Annotated in this window: 18 protein-coding genes, 1 other RNA gene and 1 pseudogene; 13 read left to right on the top strand and 7 right to left on the bottom strand. The window is 32.4% G+C overall.

Annotated elements, in window-relative coordinates:
- The first annotated feature begins 85 nt into the window (after window positions 1-85).
- The 5 genes from H600_RS0117990 (at window position 86) to H600_RS0117970 (ending at window position 2,580) form a co-directional block, all read left to right on the top strand.
- On the top strand, window positions 86-775 hold the full coding sequence (locus tag H600_RS0117990; RefSeq protein ID WP_026730095.1) for a hypothetical protein: 690 nt from the start codon (window positions 86-88) through the stop codon (window positions 773-775).
- Between the two features lie 45 nt (window positions 776-820).
- A complete protein-coding gene (locus tag H600_RS0117985; RefSeq protein ID WP_026730094.1) occupies window positions 821-1,129 on the top strand; it encodes a hypothetical protein in 309 nt (102 codons plus the stop codon).
- Between the two features lie 44 nt (window positions 1,130-1,173).
- Window positions 1,174-1,623, top strand: coding sequence for a nuclear transport factor 2 family protein (locus H600_RS0117980; protein WP_026730093.1), 450 nt, complete (start codon window positions 1,174-1,176; stop codon window positions 1,621-1,623).
- A gap of 102 nt (window positions 1,624-1,725) precedes the next feature.
- Window positions 1,726-2,202 (top strand): BON domain-containing protein, encoded by a 477-nt coding sequence (locus H600_RS0117975; protein WP_026730092.1) that lies wholly within the window; start codon window positions 1,726-1,728, stop codon window positions 2,200-2,202.
- 6 nt (window positions 2,203-2,208) lie between these two features.
- Complete coding sequence (locus H600_RS0117970; protein WP_026730091.1) at window positions 2,209-2,580, top strand: LysM peptidoglycan-binding domain-containing protein; 372 nt, start codon at window positions 2,209-2,211, stop codon at window positions 2,578-2,580.
- Between the two features lie 205 nt (window positions 2,581-2,785).
- On the opposite strand, the gene H600_RS0117965 is transcribed toward H600_RS0117970, so the two are convergent.
- Window positions 2,786-3,079 carry an SH3 domain-containing protein gene (locus H600_RS0117965; RefSeq protein ID WP_026730090.1) on the bottom strand — a complete coding sequence of 98 codons (294 nt, stop codon included), beginning with the start codon at window positions 3,077-3,079 and terminating at the stop codon, window positions 2,786-2,788.
- A 125-nt stretch (window positions 3,080-3,204) separates the two neighbouring features.
- Here H600_RS0117965 and rnpB point away from each other — a divergent pair.
- Window positions 3,205-3,534, top strand: an RNA gene (gene rnpB / locus H600_RS22625) — RNase P RNA component class A.
- Window positions 3,535-3,565: 31 nt separating this feature from the next.
- Window positions 3,566-4,816: a cation:dicarboxylate symporter family transporter gene (locus H600_RS0117960; protein WP_026730089.1), complete on the top strand. Its 1,251-nt coding sequence runs from the start codon at window positions 3,566-3,568 to the stop codon at window positions 4,814-4,816.
- 85 nt (window positions 4,817-4,901) lie between these two features.
- On the opposite strand, the gene H600_RS0117955 is transcribed toward H600_RS0117960, so the two are convergent.
- Window positions 4,902-5,096, bottom strand: a complete 195-nt coding sequence (locus H600_RS0117955) for a hypothetical protein (RefSeq protein ID WP_026730088.1) — start codon at window positions 5,094-5,096, stop codon at window positions 4,902-4,904.
- A 179-nt stretch (window positions 5,097-5,275) separates the two neighbouring features.
- On the opposite strand from H600_RS0117955, the gene H600_RS0117950 reads away from it, so the two are divergent.
- Window positions 5,276-5,818 carry a hypothetical protein gene (locus H600_RS0117950; RefSeq protein WP_026730087.1) on the top strand — a complete coding sequence of 181 codons (543 nt, stop codon included), beginning with the start codon at window positions 5,276-5,278 and terminating at the stop codon, window positions 5,816-5,818.
- Window positions 5,819-5,850: 32 nt separating this feature from the next.
- Here H600_RS0117950 and H600_RS0117945 read toward each other — a convergent pair whose 3' ends face one another.
- Together H600_RS0117945 and H600_RS0117940 are read right to left on the bottom strand one after the other, a co-directional pair.
- Entirely contained in the window at window positions 5,851-6,540 is a 690-nt protein-coding gene (locus tag H600_RS0117945; protein WP_026730086.1) for a response regulator transcription factor, read from the bottom strand.
- Window positions 6,541-6,550: 10 nt separating this feature from the next.
- Window positions 6,551-7,909, bottom strand: coding sequence for a sensor histidine kinase (locus tag H600_RS0117940; RefSeq protein ID WP_026730085.1), 1,359 nt, complete (start codon window positions 7,907-7,909; stop codon window positions 6,551-6,553).
- Between the two features lie 280 nt (window positions 7,910-8,189).
- Between H600_RS0117940 and H600_RS0117935 the strand changes: the two genes are divergently transcribed.
- Window positions 8,190-10,292, top strand: a complete 2,103-nt coding sequence (locus H600_RS0117935; protein ID WP_035108746.1) for an outer membrane beta-barrel family protein — start codon at window positions 8,190-8,192, stop codon at window positions 10,290-10,292.
- A gap of 75 nt (window positions 10,293-10,367) precedes the next feature.
- On the opposite strand, the gene H600_RS0117930 is transcribed toward H600_RS0117935, so the two are convergent.
- A complete protein-coding gene (locus H600_RS0117930; RefSeq protein WP_026730083.1) occupies window positions 10,368-10,973 on the bottom strand; it encodes an RsmD family RNA methyltransferase in 606 nt (201 codons plus the stop codon).
- Complete coding sequence (locus tag H600_RS0117925; RefSeq protein WP_026730082.1) at window positions 10,970-11,788, bottom strand: DUF3822 family protein; 819 nt, start codon at window positions 11,786-11,788, stop codon at window positions 10,970-10,972. The genes H600_RS0117930 and H600_RS0117925 overlap by 4 nt, the downstream gene beginning before the upstream one ends.
- A 273-nt stretch (window positions 11,789-12,061) precedes the next feature.
- On the opposite strand from H600_RS0117925, the gene H600_RS0117920 reads away from it, so the two are divergent.
- Both H600_RS0117920 and ygiD read left to right on the top strand, forming a co-directional pair.
- Entirely contained in the window at window positions 12,062-13,471 is a 1,410-nt protein-coding gene (locus tag H600_RS0117920; protein WP_026730081.1) for an ATP-dependent DNA helicase, read from the top strand.
- 246 nt (window positions 13,472-13,717) lie between these two features.
- Window positions 13,718-14,548, top strand: a complete 831-nt coding sequence (ygiD, locus tag H600_RS0117910) for a 4,5-DOPA-extradiol-dioxygenase (protein ID WP_026730080.1) — start codon at window positions 13,718-13,720, stop codon at window positions 14,546-14,548.
- A 3-nt stretch (window positions 14,549-14,551) separates the two neighbouring features.
- Here ygiD and H600_RS0117905 read toward each other — a convergent pair whose 3' ends face one another.
- Window positions 14,552-15,880, bottom strand: coding sequence for an outer membrane protein assembly factor BamB family protein (locus H600_RS0117905; protein WP_026730079.1), 1,329 nt, complete (start codon window positions 15,878-15,880; stop codon window positions 14,552-14,554).
- A 423-nt stretch (window positions 15,881-16,303) separates the two neighbouring features.
- Between H600_RS0117905 and H600_RS22285 the strand changes: the two are divergent.
- Window positions 16,304-17,116 (top strand): annotated as a pseudogene (locus tag H600_RS22285) (class I SAM-dependent methyltransferase).
- Between the two features lie 156 nt (window positions 17,117-17,272).
- Window positions 17,273-18,007: a 3-deoxy-manno-octulosonate cytidylyltransferase gene (gene kdsB / locus H600_RS0117895; protein WP_026730078.1), complete on the top strand. Its 735-nt coding sequence runs from the start codon at window positions 17,273-17,275 to the stop codon at window positions 18,005-18,007.
- The last annotated feature ends 176 nt before the right edge of the window (window positions 18,008-18,183 follow it).

Raw genomic sequence — 18,183 nt, 5'->3', positions numbered from 1 at the left:
TATAGAGTATAATTTAATGATTTAAAAATTTAAAAATTGAAAGATTTTTAAGTGGTTGAACTATTGCGTTTTTTATTTTTAAAATATGTTTTGGTTTAAAATCATATTTTTATTTAGTAGTAATTTTAGTATTTTTACAAAGCAAGAATTTTTTTGGAAACTAAGATTTGCTTTAATGAAAAATGTGATTAGTTTGATGTTTATATTTATTTCTCTGTTTAATTACGGTCAGAAGAGCTCAATTTTAAAAGAACAGGAATTAGGTTTTAAAAAAGCTCAAAAATTTTTAAAAAGTAATCAAATAGAATTGGCCGTTGAAGTATTTCTGTACACATACAAATTAGATATAAAAAGTAAATATGGCCAACTGGCTCTTGTGAAATTTGATTCAATAACGCAATATCAGGTAATTAGGAAAAATATTGGAAAATGGGTTTTGTTTGAAAGCGGTTCTAATTGGGGATTTACTCCTGAAGCGAATGTATCAAAAAGAAAAATACTCGTAATAACTGAGCATGAGTTTCAATTTTACGAAGAAGATATTGCAACGAAAGAAAATAAACTAATAACAACAGAGAAGATAGCTTTAACGACAAAAAAAGACATAAGTGGTAGTTTTAACGATTTTGTTTTTAAGGACAAATCTTTGTGGGGTTTTTATTTTGATGAAAAAAGAAATATTTTAAGACAAATTAATACAGGTGAAGAAAGTACTGAAGGAAGGACAGAAATAGTATGTGGCAATTCTGAATTTAATTATAGGAAATATGAATGAAAATTAAAATATCTATTTCTAATTTAAAACTAAAATGCTTTTTATATGAAAAAATATTCTACTATTTCAATAGCCATTAGTGTAATAACTTTAATATGTACTTTATATCAAGATTATAGGTTGGCAAAAATGTTCCAATTGGCAGATGGAAAGACTCAGGCTTTATTTAGTTTTATTGAAATCGGCCAGCTTTATATTAAAGAATATATTGGTGTATCAGCATTTATAGGTTTGCTTTTTGGAATTCTTTCAATAGTAAAAAAAGAAAATAGGAATTATGTGAAATTTGCTATTCTGATAAATGTAATTGCTGTAATGTTATTGTTTAGTAGGTTTTGGAGATTTCTAATTTAAAATTTTTAAAGCGTATTAGTTTAAATCAAATTTGAATTTATTTTATGAAAAAATACTTTGTACTACTAATCATTATTTTTTGTTCCATTAAAACACAAGCTCAAACTGCTCAAGATACTTTAGAAATTAAAAAAGTAGCTTTGGCTTATATCGAAGCACAACATACTCCGAATCCCAAATTGATGGAAAGCGCTTTGCATCCAAGAATGGTTAAAAGATCTGTTTTTAGAAACAAGACAGCGCAAAAAGATTTTATCTCAGAGTTCTTCACTGAAAACATGGTTATTTTGGCAGAAACCTATAATGTCAAAGGCGATAAGTTTCCAAAGAATCCAAGAAAGGAAATCAAATTATTGGATGTTTCAGCAAAGACAGCTTCGGTAAAATTATTTGCAGATGCATGGATAGATTACATGCATATTGTGAAGGAAAATGGCGAATGGAAAATTGTAAATGTGCTTTGGCAATACAATGATGTTTCGCAGCATGAATAATTTAAATTACTGTAAAAAATATAAAACCCATCCCAATATCATATAATTTTTTGATATATAATCTATTTAATTTTAGATGGTTAATTATTAAAAGATGCTATTATGAAATTTAAATCAATTTTATTAGGAATGAGTTTGGCCTTTTCTTTATTGGCCTGCGGTCCTAAAGATGCCGATATTGAACAAGAGATTAATGACAAAATAGGAGACAGCCAAATTCAAGTGACGGTCCACGAAGGTGTTGCTACTATTATTGGAACTTGTGAAGACGAGATTTTCAAGAAAAATATTGAAAAAGCCGTTAAAGCAACTAAAGGTGTAAAATCTGTGATAAATACTTGTCAAATTCCAAGTCCAAATGTTGAACCCGCCGCAACTACTGTCGTTGTTAATTCTGATGCTGATTTAGACAAATCAATAAGCAAAGTTGTAAAAGCTTATGATGGTGTAAATGCTACTGTGGTTGGTGGTGTTGTAACGCTTTCTGGTGAAATTAAAAAAGATAAATTGCAACCCTTAATGCAAAGTATTCAGGAATTGAAGCCTAAAAAAGTAGACAATAAATTAATTATTAAATAAGAAGTTATGAGTTTACAAGACAAATACCAAGCAATAACGAATTTAGCTTCTGAATTAGGAATCACAAATTTGCAGGTTAGAGAACAAGATAATGTACTCTATATTGATGGAACAGCCGAAACAGCTGCGGATAAAGAAAAATTGTGGAATGCCTACGAAAAAATTGATCCCGAATACAGATCTGCCGATGTCGTAATGAATATTGAAGTTGAAGAAAGGGTTTCAAGAGAGTATACAGTTGAAATAGGAGATTCGCTTTCGAAAATTGGAAAAGCATATGGAGTTTCTTGGCAAGATATTTTTGAAGCAAATAAAGATATTATTTCAAATCCTGATTTGATTCAGCCTGGTTGGAAATTGAAGATACCAAAGGCATAGTACAAAGTAACAAAGTAACAAAGGTTGCTGTAGAGACGCACTGCTGTGCGTCTTTTTTTTATTGTCATTGCGAGGAACGAAGCAACCTCACTTGCGGTATTAAGTCAGTATTGAAGTTGTTTCGTTTCTCGCAATAACCAAGTTATTAAAATCATAATTTTTCTTTTAAAACCGATTGCCTTAACAGGTTTCTGGTTTCAGGAAATTATCTTCCCCTAATGCTTAAATCAAATAGAAACTTTGCGGTTTCTTGATCTGAATGGGCTGAAAAGCCAGCAACATAAACTCCTTTTTTTCCCGAAGTTGACTTAATTCCGTAAACAACTGCCTCATCGCCTGGGTCTGATTCCCCCTCGTATCGATACACATGAACAATTTCAAATTTCTCAGGATTTTTTTTAATCACATCTGCATTTCGATTAAAATCGCACGTAAATCCTTTCTCATTCAATTGATCTAAAGCCTTTGAAACAGTTGCGTAATGATACATTCTTTTCATGATAACTGAATTTAAAAATTATGGATTTTTAAAGATAACTATTTTAAAATTAAAATATTATGATAAAATTCATAAAATGAAAAATTTAAAGTTTTTATTCTTCATTCATAAATCGCTACTTTTGCACCGCAGACCGCCTTATCGTCGTCCCGATTCATCGGGAGGGAGGAAAGTCCGGACACCACAGAGAAGCATAGCGGGTAACACCCGTCGGTCTTAGAAATAAGGCAAGGACAAGTGCAACAGAAAGTATGTACAGGTAATGCTGTAGTGAAACCAGGTAAACTCTATGCGGTGAAATACCAAGTATATCAGCATTTAAGGGCTTCTCGTCCGTTGTTGAAGGGTAGGTAGCTTGAGTCCCGAAGTAATTCGGGATCTAGATAAATGATAAGGTATTGTCTTGTTGCAAAATGAGACAAGAACAGAATCCGGCTTATAGGTCTGCTTTTTTTATATATTTGTGAAACTATCTAACTAATTTTCATGAATATTCCCGCTCCAAATCCTACACCGAAAATCAAAAAAAATCTTTTTCAGGCTGTAATTACAAACCTTACTTTCTGGGTTTTGATTGCAATTATTGCCGGAATTTTGCTTGGACATTTTTCTCCTGAAAATGGTATTAAAATGGAAAAAGTTGGAAAAGGGTTTATTGATCTGATCAAACTTTTTATTGGGCCAATTATTTTCCTAACGATTGTTTTAGGAATTTCCGGAATGGGAAATCTAAAGAAAGTTGGCCGAATTGGAGTAAAAGCTTTAGCCTATTTTGAAGTGGTTTCAACAGTAGCATTGGCAATTGGCGTGGCTGTGGCCTATTTGTTTCAGCCCGGAAAAATTGATAAATCGGGACTGCAGATTGGTGATGCAAGTCAATACACAAATAGTACTGCAGAACATTTTTCGTGGTTGCAATTTTTCTTTTCGAATTTTACTTTGCAGGTTTTGGTTGCCGCAATTATATGTGGCATTGCATTGAATTTTTATCAAAAGAGAGAACAAACCATTTTAGTTTTAGAACGAATCTCGAATGTTGTTTTTACGGGTTTAAAATATGTGATGTATTTGGCACCAATTGGTGCTTTTGGCGGAATGGCATATACAATTGGTAAGTTTGGTTTGGCCACTTTGATCCCGCTTGGGAAATTGATGCTTTGTGTGTATTTGACAATGGCTTTGTTTGTTTTTCTGGTTTTGGGAAGTATTTTGAAATACTATAAAATCAGTATTCTTTCTATTTTAAAATACATTAAAGAAGAACTTTTATTGGTTCTAGGAACTTCATCTTCTGAAGCTGCTTTGCCAAGTATTATGGTGAAACTGGAAAAAATGGGTTGCAGTAAATCGGTTGTGGGATTGGTGATTCCTACGGGCTATTCTTTTAATCTCGACGGAACTTCGATTTATCTTTCAATGTCGGTTATATTTTTAGCACAATTGTATGATGTTCATTTGAGCTTTTTCGAAATTTTAACCGTAATCGGAATTTTGATGATCACCTCAAAAGGCGCGGCAGGAGTGACCGGAAGTGGATTTATAGTATTGGCTTCGACATTGACAGCGCTTCATAAAATTCCTGTTGAAGGTCTGGCTTTTTTATTGGGCGTCGATAAATTTATGAGTGAAGCCAGAGCAATTACCAATTTAATTGGAAACACAGTAGCAACCATAATAATCTCTAAAACCGAAAGAGATTTTACAGAATTAGATTTGAGTCCTGAATCAACTGCATAAAAAATGCCACAAAGGCACAAAGGCACTAATTTTTATGTATTTAACAAAAAAACTTTGTGTCTTAGCGTCTTCGTGGCAAATTATATTACGACTCGTCTTTTGTAGTTCGAACCAAGCTAATTCCTGATGTAAAAAATACAATTCCCAAAACGCCATAAATAATTAGCGATTTAATATCTCTGGTTCCTCCGCTTGTATCCGCAAAGACCATTGCTGTATAAATAAGTCCTATTATTCCAAGGACCGTTAACAATCCTCCGAAAAATCTTTTTAGGTTCATGATTAATATATTTAAAGTTGTATAACAAATTTATCCTTGTAATTGTTAAATACTGTTATACAATTACTTATGAAGGTTTTATGATTTTAAGGGATTATTTTGTAAGAAAAAGTTTTGTTCTCAAGCATTTCGTATGGATTAAATACTATTTTTACGCACACTAATCGATAAACCATTATATGAAGAAAATTTACTTTTTAATGTTGCTTTTTGCAGTATTTAAGGTTCATGCGCAAGACGAAGCCGCGGTTTCGGTTGTTAAAAATCAATTTAAGATCAATGTATTGTTTCCAGGCTTTGTTTATGAACACGGTTTTTCAGAAAAAAACACTTTGTATTCCGAGGCAACTGTTGGTTTAGGTACTAGTCATAGTGATTATTACGCCGAATCAGATACTTATGTCGCTATCGGAATTACAGAGCAGTTTCGCCATTATTATAACTTACAAAAACGAGCCAATAAAGGCAAAAGAACGGAACGCAACTCTGGAAATTATTTAGCTTTCAATGCTACTTATTATACGAAACCGATTGCAGGTGATAAAGCATATTTTAATTATGTTCCTTCATCTACAGTGGCAGTAATTTGGGGATTGCAACGCACTTATAAAAAGCGTTTTAACTTAGAATTTAGTGCTGGGCCAGGTGTAAATTTTAGTAAAGTCGAAACAAAATTTGCTTTTCCTGTCAATTTTACTTTAGGTTGGGTTATTGGAAAATAGTTCTCAAATAAAAATAGAAAAACCTTGACGAATCAAGGTTTTTCTATTTTAAATTCTAATCCAATATTTCGAACACTTTCAATCTTGATTTTTGGATCTGAATTGAAATATTTTCTCAATCTGCTGATAAAAACATCCATGCTTCTTCCCGAGAAATAATCGTCTTTTTTCCAAACCGACATTAAAATTTGATCTCTTTTTAGTAATTGATTGTGGTTGAGATATAAATATTCTATAAGCGCAGCTTCTTTTTCGGTAAGTTGCTGAACATGGTTTTTATTATTGAGCGTTAATCGTTCGTTATCAAAAATATACGAACCAATTTCGATTATATTATTTCCTTCAAGACTTCTTTTTTGCTCGATTCTTTTTAAGATATTCTGCAAACGCAAAACCAGCTCATCGACTTCAAATGGTTTTGCGATATAATCATCCGCACCAAGTTTCAATCCAATGATTTTGTCTTCTTTTAACTTTCTTGCTGTTAGAAAAATAAATGGAATTTCGGGGTTGATAGTAATTATCTTCTCAGCCAATGAAAATCCGTCCAACTTGGGCATCATGACATCAAAAATGCAAATATCAAAAGTCTGGTTTTTAAAATAGTCCAAAGCTATTTCTCCATTTTCTGCCCAGATTACTTCAAATTGATGCAGTTCTAGATATTGTTTTAAAATCGCCGCGAAATCAAAATCGTCTTCGGCTAAAAGTAATCTTTTCAAAATAAGGGAATTAAACTTTTAATAAAATAGTAAACTGAGCACCTTTTCCTAAATCGCTAATAACGTTAATAGAGCCTTGATGTGCTTTTACGATTTGGTCAACATAATAAAGTCCTAAACCTAAACCTTTTGTGTTGTGGAGATTTCCTTGTTCTACGCGATAAAATTTCTCAAAAAGAAAGGCTTGCTTGTTTTTGGCAATACCAATTCCGTCATCTTCAAAACTTATAGAAAATTGTTTTTCGATGATTCTTGTTTTGACTGAAATAGTTTTAGAGCCATATTTAACAGCATTTTCCAAAACATTTAAAAATGCGGTTGTTAAATGAAATTTATCGAGAGCCAAAATGGTTTTTTGTGTTTGGAAATCGGTTTTGATATCGATTTTTGGAAATGTAATCTTAAAATCGTTTACAATGGAAAGCAGAAAATCTTCAGTTTCAATTTTTTCCTTTTGCAGTTCAATTTCGTTTTCTGCCAATGAACTTGCCATGACTTGATCAATCAAATTTTGGAGACGATTATTTTGACGCGAAATGGTGCTGACAATAGAATCGAAGTTTTCGTCATTTTCACGAATGCTTTTTTGTGCTAAAATTTTGGTTGAAATACCCAAAGTAGCCAAAGGCGTTTTAAGTTCGTGCGTGATATTATTAATGAAATCAGTTTTGACATCGCTGACTTTTTTTTGCTTGATTAAAGCTTTAATGGCAATCACAAAAAGACTGATAATTGTAGCAATCGAAAATAATGACAAGATCAAAATAAAGGTCATTCGTCTTAAAATAATCATTTCCCAATCGATTACCGAAACGTACATTGAATCTTCTGTCAACAATTGATAATCTTGATTTTCAAAAGTTCCATTTGTCGTTCCAACATAATTTCGAACTAAAAAAGCATGATTTAGCGAAGCCAGATTTCCGTATAGTTTATTTTCGATAAAAGGTTTTTCAGAGAATATGGTGTCGGCTTTTTTGGTGTTTTTATAGAGAATGAATTTATTGAGTACAATAGCAAAATCAATTTTGAAATAAGGCAGATCTCTTTCAAATTTTTGCTTGATTTTTTGCGTTAATGCATCTTTAAACTCATTTTCCAAAAGTCCAGCCTTGACAATCGATTTATTGTTTTTTCCAACAATATAATTTTCGGATAATTCTCTGTAAAGCGCTTCTTTTTTAGATACTAAAACCGAATCAATATCGCTGTAATTATTCGTAATCTGGGCAATTTCATTCTTAATCTGTGTATGAAACTGTGCTACTTTATAATCGTAAGTGGTTTTTACCAAATAACATTGCACCGTCGTCAGAACAATAAATGCAACGACAGAAAATGCGATTAATAAATTGATTCTTTGTTTCATTACTTGTTTGAAATTATAGATTACGGATGACGCAGGTTAAGCTGATGTGCATAAATCTTTTTCCTCTCGCTCCCGATAGCTATCGAGAGGGAGAGATTATAAAAAAACAGCGAAAATCAGTTTAATATGCTTCATCAGTGTGCCAATTTTCTCCACCCAAAAATAATGCTTTTATAAAATAAAATGGAGATTAACTCTGCATTAACCTCCAATTAACTTTCAGAACTGGTTTTTCAAAGCACTTTTGCTGCATTGTTAATCCATTTTAAATATCATTTATATGCCATTGAAACTAATTTTGGCTCTTTTGCTTTTTCTGTTTTCTTTTTTTGCTAAAGCTCAAAATGAAAAGCAAAAAGATTCTATTTCTCAAAAGTTGAGTGAAGTTGTTGTAACTCAAAATAAAAAGACTTTCACAAATTCAAACGGAAACATAAAAGTGGATGTTGCGAATTCCATTTACAATACAATTCCAAATCCGGTCGATTTACTTTCAAAATTGCCTGGAGTTCAAGTTAGTCCAGATCGAGAAAATATTACGCTTGTAGGCAAAGGAAACCCACTTATTTATATCGACAATCAAAAAGTTGGAATGAATGAATTGAATGCTTTGGCTGTTGCAGATATTAAAACAATTGAAATCATTCAGAATCCATCTTCAAAATACGAAGCCGAAGGTCGTGCTGTAATTTTGATTACTCGAAAATTCAGCAAAAAAGACAGTTTTAGAACTGAAATTTCTGAAGTTGCTTCTTTCAAAAAACATTTCAATAATTACCTCGGATTTAATTCAAGCTTCAAAAAAGGCAAATTAGAATGGAAATCGAATTTTAATTATAACAAACGAAATCCATGGGAAAATCATAGTATTGCGTATGAAATCCCGCAAGCTTTGATTGTTTCAAATTATGATGTAACGGCAGTTTCGCATATAAATGAATATGTTTTTGGAGGTGGTTTTTTTTATAAAATAAATGAGGATGATTATTTTTCTGCGAATGTAAACGGCAAGCTTAGAGATGATAATTTTGATATCAATACTTTTACTTTTAATAAAAATCAGGATGCTGAAAACAATGTTTTTACTTGGAGTAATAATTCGAGTGACAAAAATTTTGTGAACGCATTTATGAACTATTCCAAGAGATTAAAATTCATTAATACACAACTTTTTGCTGGTTTTCAATATTCCAATTTCAATCAGCATTTATGGAGTTTGGTGGAGAATAATTTTAATGAAACCGAATTTGAATTATCGCAAAACAGAGATCAGAAATTTAATGTCGATGTTTTTTCGGGAAGAATTGATTTAGAGAAAAAGTTTAAAAATGAAATGAATTTAGAATATGGAGGTTTGTATTTAAAAGCAAAATCGAATTCGGATTCAGATATATTTGATTTTGAGAAAAATAAAAATGAGACTTTAAATTATGATTTTAAAGAAGAAAATTTAGCTGCGTACATTCAGTTTTCTGGAAAGTTCAAAAAAGTTGATTTTTCATTTGGATTACGAGCTGAAAACACAAATGTTTATGCAAAATATAAAACGGATTTATTGCCTTCAATTGATAAAAACTACACTAATTTATTTCCAAAAGCACAGTTTTCATTTGCAATAGACAGCACAAAAAGCGTCAATTTAAATTATGCAAAAAATATTGTGAGGCCAAAATATTCGTCCTTAAGCCAAATTGCAACGTATATAAATCCGTATTTTTTATATGGAAGCAGTATTAAATTAGGTCCGGCATTTACAGACGAAATTGCAGGTAATCTTCAGTATCGAGAGAAATCGGTTAAAATAAGCTATTATCAAACTGAAAATACCGTTAATCAAACTTTTATATTTAATAACGAAACCAATATTTTGACGATTACGGATGTTAATTTTAAACGCGAAACCGGTTTTACTATCGATTTTACACTTCCGTTTACGTATAGATTCTGGACAGCAACCAATTCGTTGATTTTTATAAAAAGCAAAGTTGAAGACAATTCAGCGTTAATGCATTCATCTAAACCGTATTTGTATTATTACTCAAATAATTCTTTTAAGTTGCCGAAGAACTTTACTTATGTCTTTTCTTTTTGGGGAACAACAGCGCAAAATGATGGTGTTTTTGAACGAAAAGCGAATTTTGTTTTTGATATGTCGCTAGCCAAAACATTTGCCAAAAACTGGAGTTGCACTTTAAATTTTAATGATGTTTTTAAGCAAATGATGTACAGAGAAAGCTTTACTGTAAATCAAATAAGCTCAAAATCTAAATATTTAGCAGATGCACACGAAATTTCAATTGCTTTGCGTTATTCTTTCGGCAAAATAAAAGATTCAAAATATAAAGAAAAAACGGTTGATGAGAATGAAAGTCGGGTTCGATAAAAAAAGAAAATCCCAAGTTCCATTCCGAAGTGTCGGGAGGGATTTGGGATTTTAATAATTTGAAATTTTAAAAGACTATCCTTCGTCTTCTTCTGTGATTTTTATTGGAGAATCTCCAGGAAGTTCTTCATCATCATCAGTTGAGTTTAATTCGAAGAAACTGAAATAGGAGCCTCCGTAGCTTTTCTGAAATGAAAAATTACTCATATGGTCAAGCTTTGTATATTTTGAATGCTCAATAATCATCATTCCGTCTTCATGAAGCAAATCTCTTTCAAAAACCGTCAGTACAATTTTTTCAAAAGTCGCTTGGTCTAATCCGTACGGAGGATCGGCAAAAACAATATCGTATGAAGTTTTGCAGTTTTCCAGAAATTTAAAAACATCACTTTTTGTCGCTGCAATATCAAAATCATATTCTGACGAAACTTGTTTGATAAATTTCACGCATCCAAAATCTCCATCAACAGACGTGATTGGCGCACTGCCACGTGAGGCAAATTCATAACTGATGTTTCCGGTTCCTGAAAACAAATCTAAAACCTTTAAGCTGTCAAAACTGAAATGATTATTCAAAACATTAAATAATGCTTCTTTGCTCATATCAGTTGTTGGTCTTACAGGAAGGTTTTTTGGTGGAGAAATTCGGCGCCCTTTGTGTTTTCCTGAAATAATTCTCATGATTGGAATAAAATGTAATGTTTTTGATTTTCTTTTAAAGAGAAGCTGTTTTTTTGCTGTAAAGTGCTTACATCCAGAAAGGATATATTACGAATGTATTTATACGCAATGGCATAAAACGGATCGTTTTGATCTATCGTGCCTAATAATTCGAGCGGAAAAATTTCCGGATTTAAATTCGATTGTTCGGCAGTAAATAGTAGGTAGTATAGGAAATCTTCAGGGGTTTGATATTCAAATGAATTGAAAAACAAAAGTTTTTGGTTTTGCACCACTATAACTTCAAAATGGTCAGGATTAAAATTGACCACCATTTTCTTTTCGTCATTGTTTCTTGAATTGTCTAATATTTTTTCGACCAAAATACTATTGGCGTGTTTGTAGTCAAAAGACCCAACATTATCAATCAAAAAATTATTGATATTCACATACGGAATATAAACCGAATTCATTTGATAATTAGAGATCTCGTCAAACGTAAAAAAATCTGTCTCAAAAACTTTTGTGTTGTATTGCAGATAACTTCCTAAATATTCTTCATCAAACAATGCCTCTGGAACAAAAGTCGAAAGATTGTTTGTGTGAATTACCATAACTTCGTCGTAAATGTCCTTTAAATCAGGATTGTTTTTGAAAGCATCGCTGAATAAATCTTCAATTTTCACTGTTTTGGTGGTATCAAATTTGATTTCTTTAAATGAAGTGATAACATTATTTAAAGTATCAAAACAGCAATAAGAAAATCCAGTCAGAGAAACCTGAATAGAAAGTTTTTTGTAATTTTTAGAAGTAATGTTAGTGTTTTGTAATGACATATCTGATTTACAACTCGTTACCTGTTTTTGAATCAAGAAAGAATTTAAGCGACCACAAACTTACAAATTAAAAAGCAACAATAATAATTGCAATTTCAAAAAACAATTTTAAAAACATTTTAAAATATGGTTAAGGTTTCTTTACCATATAAGTTATATAAGCCCATAAAGTTAAGAACGTAATCTATAGCTTAAATTTTTTTATATGACATACATGGTTTATAATTGATTTTGCCATTAAAAATGACGAACTTTGTATTCCAATTTTTCCCTATGAATTCAACATTGTTTTACAGCGTTTTACAAAAACGATTCCCTTTTGCACCTACTTACAAACAAGATATATTTTTTCAAAAAATAGCTATTTTTTTGACCGAACCTCAAAATGATACCATTTTTGTATTGAAAGGTTATGCGGGAACCGGAAAAACAACGGTGATTTCGACGATTGTAAATAATCTTGGCGAAATCAATAAAAAATTTGTTTTGCTTGCGCCAACAGGTCGCGCGGCAAAAGTGATTTCGAATTACTCCAATACGTCGGCTTTTACTATTCATAAAAAAATCTATTTTCCGAAAAAATCATCGGGAGGAGGAGTTGCTTTTACAAAGCAAGTCAATAAACATAAAAACACCATTTTTATCGTCGATGAGGCTTCGATGATTTCAGATAGTACGCTCGATAGCGGTTCACTTCTAGATGATTTGATTTATTATGTGTATTCCGGCCAAAATTGCAAAATGATTCTTTTAGGAGATACAGCGCAGTTGCCACCGGTAAATTTAGATATTTCTCCAGCACTTGATATTCAGACTCTTGGTGTTCATTATGATAAAGAAATTGAACATATCGAATTGGACGAAGTAATGCGTCAGGAAGAAAGTTCAGGAATTTTGTTCAATGCGACAGAACTTCGTGAATTACTGAAAGAAAGTTTTATAACCGAGTTTAAATTCAATGTAAAAAAGTTTAAAGATATTGTCCGCTTGACGGATGGATACGATATTCAGGACGCTATAAACACGGCTTACAGCAATTATAGTATTGAAGATACGGCTTTTATTGTGCGATCAAACAAAAGAGCAAATCAGTACAATGAACAAATTAGAAGCCGAATTTTATTTAAAGAAAGCGAACTTTCGGTCGGAGATTTTCTGATGGTTGTCAAAAACAATTATTTCTGGCTCAAAGAAACTGATGAAGCCGGATTTATTGCCAACGGAGATATTATTGAGGTTTTGGAAATATTCGGAATCAAAGAGTTATATGGTTTTACTTTTGCGAAAGTCAAAATCAGAATGGTCGATTATCCAAATCAAATTCCTTTTGAAACGGTTTTGATTTTGGATACGATCAAAAGCGAATCGCCGTCATTGACTTATGAAGAATCAAATCGTTTGTATGAAGAAGTAATGAAAGATTACGAAGATGAACCAACGAAATACAAAAGATTCCAAAAAGTTAAGGAAAACGAATATTTCAACGGATTACAAGTAAAATTCTCATACGCAATCACCTGTCACAAATCGCAAGGAGGACAGTGGAATACTGTTTTTATCGAACAGCCGTATTTGCCAGACGGAATCGACCGTGATTACATAAGATGGCTTTATACGGCTATGACGCGTGCCAAAAATAAATTATATTTGATAGGATTTAAAGACGAGAGTTTTGAAGAATAAAAATTTTAGCCACTCCCGATAGCTATCGGGATAAAATGATTCTCACAGATTTTCTGCTTAAAGCAGAAAAATTTTAAATGCGCTAATTTTTTTGTTTCCCGCAGATTTCGCAGATTCTGCAGATTGTTTTTTGAGAAACTTAACTAAAAAAAATTGCAGAATCTGCGAAATCTGCGAGAAAAAAATTAAACGCATTTTAAGAAATCTTTTTAATCCTTTTAATCTGTGGCAAAAAAAATCTAAACAATGACGACACTAAACAACTTACATTCGATTTCATCAACGTTTTCGAATACAGATAAAATGCCGGTTTTGTTTTTAGGACACGGTAGCCCGATGAATGCAATTGAAGAAAATCAGTTTGTAGCCGGTTTTCGTGAATTGGCTAAAACATTGCCACAGCCAAATGCAATTTTATGCGTTTCGGCGCATTGGTTTACCAAAGGAACAAAAGTTACTTCGATGGAAATGCCGAGAACCATTCATGATTTTGGAGGCTTTCCGCAAGCGCTTTTTGATGTGCAATATCCCGCAAAAGGAAGTCCGGAATTAGCAGTTGAAACCAAAAAAATCTTAGACCCGGTTCAGGTCGAATTAGACGAACATTGGGGTTTAGATCATGGTGCTTGGAGCGTAATAAAACATTTATACCCAAATGCTGATGTTCCCGTAATTCAGCTGAGTATTGATTATACAAAGTCTGGGCAATATCATTTTGAATTGGCTCAGAAACTGCAACAGCTTCGTTATAAAGGAGTTTTGATTATCGGAAGCGGTAATATTGTACATAATCTTAGAATGGTTGATTTCAGGAATTTCGATAAAGACAATTACGGTTACGACTGGGCAATTGAAGCCAGAGAAACGGTAAATAATTATCTTTTGGATGGAAATTTTCAGCCTTTGATTGATTTCGAAAAAATGAATAAAGACGTTCAATTGGCGATTCCAACTCCAGATCATTATTTGCCTTTGCTTTATACTTTGGGATTAAAAGACAAAACAGATGAGCTAGATTTGTTTAATGATAAATTATTGGCAGGTTCATTGAGTATGACTTCGGTTAAAATAATGTAAGCTTTATTCTCTTTTTAAGTTATAAGCATATAAATAACCATCGGCGCTTCCAAAATAAATAGTATTGTTGTTTATGAATGGCGATGAAACAATTGGGCCTAATTTGTAAAATTCATCCATTACTTTTTGGTTTTCGGCATAAACAGATAAATCGGCTTGTTTGGAAACATATGTAAAATCAAGATGATTGTTGTTTAAAATTTCAGGAGCATATTTTTTTCTGTTTTCAGTACTTACAAAATCAGATTCTTTTCCGTTAGAAAGCAAGTTTAAAGCGAAAAAATTACCGCTAAAATCGCCAAAATAAGCCGTGTTTCCTGATATTGCAGGCGAAGAATAAATATAGCCGTTTCCTTTAAATCGGTACTTTTCTTTTCCGGTTTTTGCGTCAAGCGCTAATAATGCATAAGTGTCTGAAGTTCCAACGTAAAGTGTATTACCCTGAACAACAGCCGAACTCAAAATCCAGGAATTCTCGGCATTGTATTTCCAAACTAATTTTCCGGTTTCTGCATCAAGCGCAAACAAAAAAGGATCTCTGGCGCCAAAATAAACCAACCCATCTGCAACAAAAGCAGAAGCCTGAATACCTTTAAATCCAGTTTTGACTTCAGTTGAAAAATGCCATTTCTCTTTTCCTGTTTTACAGTCTAAAGCGTAGAAAATTCCGTCCCAACCTCCAAAATATAATTTGTCTTTTGAAATAACTGGTGTACTGTGAATTGGTTCATTGGTTTTGAAATTCCATTTTAAAGTACCGTTTTTTGAATCGACAGCGTACATATTTCCATCACTGCTTCCAAAAATGACTAAAGCATTATTTTTGTCTTTGTAAATAACAGGCGATGATAAATAAAAATCCCATAAATCGTTCATCAGCATATCGTTTGGTTTCATTCCCCACATTCCGATTTCTTGGTACCAATGTTCGCCTTTGGTTTTAAACTTCCAGATTTCTTTTCCAGTTGTTGCATTTACGGCATAATAATACCCGTCGAAACTTCCAAAATAAATAGTATTATCATTTAAACTGGCCGAACTGTAAACTGCGCCATTTGTTTTGAATTTCCATTTGTTGTTTCCTGATTTTTCGTTAATGCAGTATAAAAAACCGTCTTCACTTCCTATATAAATTGCTCCGTTTTTAACAATTGGCGAGGAAAAGATTTTTCCTTCGGTTTTAAATTTCCATTTTAAATCAGCCAATGGTCGATAACCTTTCTCATCAAAAATTCGGTTTGTAAATACGTTGAGGGTTTTATTCTGAGAAAAAGCATTGGAAGTAAAAATTAAAAAGAAATAGAGCAGGATAGAAGTAAAGGTTCTTTTCATGTTTTTTTATATAAAAATAAAAATATTCTAAGAAACTAAATAACAATGCTTTACTGAAAATGTTATAAAAAATATTTTAGAAAACGCTGTGAATAATATATTTGGTTTTATATGGAAATAGCGAAAGGACTCGTCAAAGTTTTCCAGTCGTTTTAATTTATATGATAATGGTCTGAAAGTTTATAATCTACACAACTTGTTTAAAAAAATAAATTTGGTGAGATAGTAAAACGTTTCATTTAAATTTGTTTAATTTTGTATAAGTAATTGTTTGTCAGTTGATTATTTGATTTGTATCTTCTTCTTAAGTAGTTTTTTAAATGCCTTTTATGATTAACTGGTGATAATTTAAAAAAGGATAGAAGATGTTTACGAATTAAGTAAGAGTGTGGGATCAGCACTATAATCACTGATAAAATTAAGATGAATCCAAACAAAGCATTATGGGAAAAAGGCGATTTTACGCAGGTTGCAGAATCTATGAGAGAAAGCGGTGCAGAATTGGTTGCCAAAATTGGAATTAAAGAAAATACTAACGTTTTAGATCTAGGCTGTGGTGATGGTACTACCGCAATACCTTCGGCAAAATTAGGAGCCAATGTTTTAGGTGTTGATATAGCAAGAAATTTAGTTGAAGCTGGTAATCTTCGGGCAAAAAAGTAAGGATTGGATAATATTGTATTTCAAGAAGGCGACGCAACCGATTTGAATGAATTGAAAGATCAGTCTTACGATGTTACGATGAGCATTTTTGGAGCAATGTTTGCCCCAAAACCTTTTGATGTTGCTAAAGAAATGGTTCGTGTTACAAAACCTGGAGGTAAAGTTATTATGGGCAATTGGATACCGGGAGATCCAACGTTGATTGCGCAGATATTGAAAGTTAGTGCTGAATTTACACCTCCGCCTCCTGAGGGTTTTGTAAGCCCGATGCTTTGGGGTATTGAGGATAACGTAATCGAAAGATTCACAAATGCGGGTGTTCCTAAAGAAGATATTTCTTTTGAACGAGATACATTTACATTTAAAGCAACATTCCCGCCTTCGGAGTGGTTAAATCGATTGAAAACTTACTATAGTCCAACTATGAATGCTTTTGAAGCTGCTGAACAAAACGGGAAAACTTCGGAGTTGTATGCTAAATTGGAAGGATTAGTTTATAGCCAAAACAAAAGTAATGACGAAAATTCTACATTAATTCCTGCAACTTATCTTCGTGTTACCGTTTTGGTTTAAATTTTTGTTTTAATATCTTGAACATGATTTTCATCCTTTTACAGAAATAGAAAAACAGAAAATTTAAAAGTAATTTTTGCATATTTGCAAACACTTAAAATCGGTGAAAATTAAATTACTAAATTTTGAGTTTTTTAAACTCAGTAAAATATAAGAATGAAAATAATAGCGGTAATTCCAGCCAGATATGCTTCAACACGTTTCCCTGCAAAATTAATGCAGGATTTAGGGGGCAAAACAGTAATTTTGAGAACCTACGAAGCAGCAGTTTCTACGAAATTATTCAACGATGTTTTTGTTGTAACCGATTCTGATTTGATTTTTAATGAAATTGTTTCTAATGGGGGAAAGGCCATTATGAGTATCAAAGAACACGAATCCGGAAGTGACCGAATTGCAGAAGCTGTAGCTAATCTGGATGTTGATATTGTGGTAAATGTGCAAGGTGACGAGCCTTTTACAGAAGCTGAGCCTTTAGCTCAAGTATTATCTGTTTTTAAGAATGATTCTGATAAAAAGGTTGATTTAGCTTCGTTGATGCGTGAAATCACAGATGAAGAGGAAATAAATAATCCGAACAACGTAAAAGTGGTTGTAGACCAATCGCAGTTTGCTTTGTATTTTTCTCGTTCTGTAATTCCGTATCCGAGAGAGATAAATGTTGGAGTAAGATATTTTCAGCACATCGGAATTTATGCTTTTAGAAAACAGGCTTTATTAGATTTTTACAGCTTGCCAATGAAATCTTTGGAAGCTTCTGAGAAATTGGAACAACTACGTTATTTAGAATTCGGAAAACGTATTAAAATGGTTGAGACGACACATGTTGGAATTGGGATTGATACGGCTGAGGATTTAGAGAAGGCTAGAATGATGCTTAAAGATATTTAATTAATTGATAATTGATAATTGATAATTGATAATTGATAATTGATTTGAGCATTATCCACAATCTTATCATCCCGAGGAACGAGGGATTTCCGCAAGAAGCTCCACAAAGATTACACACAAAACTTTGACAAAGTTGGCAAAGAATAGAATGCAAAAAAGCTCCAAAATTTTTGGAG

The organism is Flavobacterium denitrificans DSM 15936, from assembly GCF_000425445.1.
GTDB classification, from domain to species: Bacteria; Bacteroidota; Bacteroidia; order Flavobacteriales; family Flavobacteriaceae; genus Flavobacterium; species Flavobacterium denitrificans.
Note: the sequence above shows the minus strand (reverse complement) of the source record. Positions and strands in the feature narration are given on the sequence as shown.

Bases quoted from the DNA above. Each gene is read 5' to 3' on its own strand.
- H600_RS0117980 (WP_026730093.1), top strand. From the start codon at position 1,174: ATGAAAAAATACTTTGTACTACTAATCATTATTTTTTGTTCCATTAAA.
- ygiD (WP_026730080.1), top strand. From the start codon at position 13,718: ATGACGACACTAAACAACTTACATTCGATTTCATCAACGTTTTCGAAT.
- H600_RS0117990 (WP_026730095.1), top strand. From the start codon at position 86: ATGTTTTGGTTTAAAATCATATTTTTATTTAGTAGTAATTTTAGTATT.
- H600_RS0117965 (WP_026730090.1), bottom strand. From the start codon at position 3,079: ATGAAAAGAATGTATCATTACGCAACTGTTTCAAAGGCTTTAGATCAA.
- H600_RS0117905 (WP_026730079.1), bottom strand. From the start codon at position 15,880: ATGAAAAGAACCTTTACTTCTATCCTGCTCTATTTCTTTTTAATTTTT.
- H600_RS0117925 (WP_026730082.1), bottom strand. From the start codon at position 11,788: ATGTCATTACAAAACACTAACATTACTTCTAAAAATTACAAAAAACTT.
- H600_RS0117970 (WP_026730091.1), top strand. From the start codon at position 2,209: ATGAGTTTACAAGACAAATACCAAGCAATAACGAATTTAGCTTCTGAA.
- H600_RS0117985 (WP_026730094.1), top strand. From the start codon at position 821: ATGAAAAAATATTCTACTATTTCAATAGCCATTAGTGTAATAACTTTA.
- H600_RS0117960 (WP_026730089.1), top strand. From the start codon at position 3,566: ATGAATATTCCCGCTCCAAATCCTACACCGAAAATCAAAAAAAATCTT.
- H600_RS0117950 (WP_026730087.1), top strand. From the start codon at position 5,276: ATGAAGAAAATTTACTTTTTAATGTTGCTTTTTGCAGTATTTAAGGTT.
- kdsB (WP_026730078.1), top strand. From the start codon at position 17,273: ATGAAAATAATAGCGGTAATTCCAGCCAGATATGCTTCAACACGTTTC.
- H600_RS0117975 (WP_026730092.1), top strand. From the start codon at position 1,726: ATGAAATTTAAATCAATTTTATTAGGAATGAGTTTGGCCTTTTCTTTA.
- H600_RS0117935 (WP_035108746.1), top strand. From the start codon at position 8,190: ATGCCATTGAAACTAATTTTGGCTCTTTTGCTTTTTCTGTTTTCTTTT.
- H600_RS0117920 (WP_026730081.1), top strand. From the start codon at position 12,062: ATGAATTCAACATTGTTTTACAGCGTTTTACAAAAACGATTCCCTTTT.
- H600_RS0117930 (WP_026730083.1), bottom strand. From the start codon at position 10,973: ATGAGAATTATTTCAGGAAAACACAAAGGGCGCCGAATTTCTCCACCA.
- H600_RS0117955 (WP_026730088.1), bottom strand. From the start codon at position 5,096: ATGAACCTAAAAAGATTTTTCGGAGGATTGTTAACGGTCCTTGGAATA.
- H600_RS0117940 (WP_026730085.1), bottom strand. From the start codon at position 7,909: ATGAAACAAAGAATCAATTTATTAATCGCATTTTCTGTCGTTGCATTT.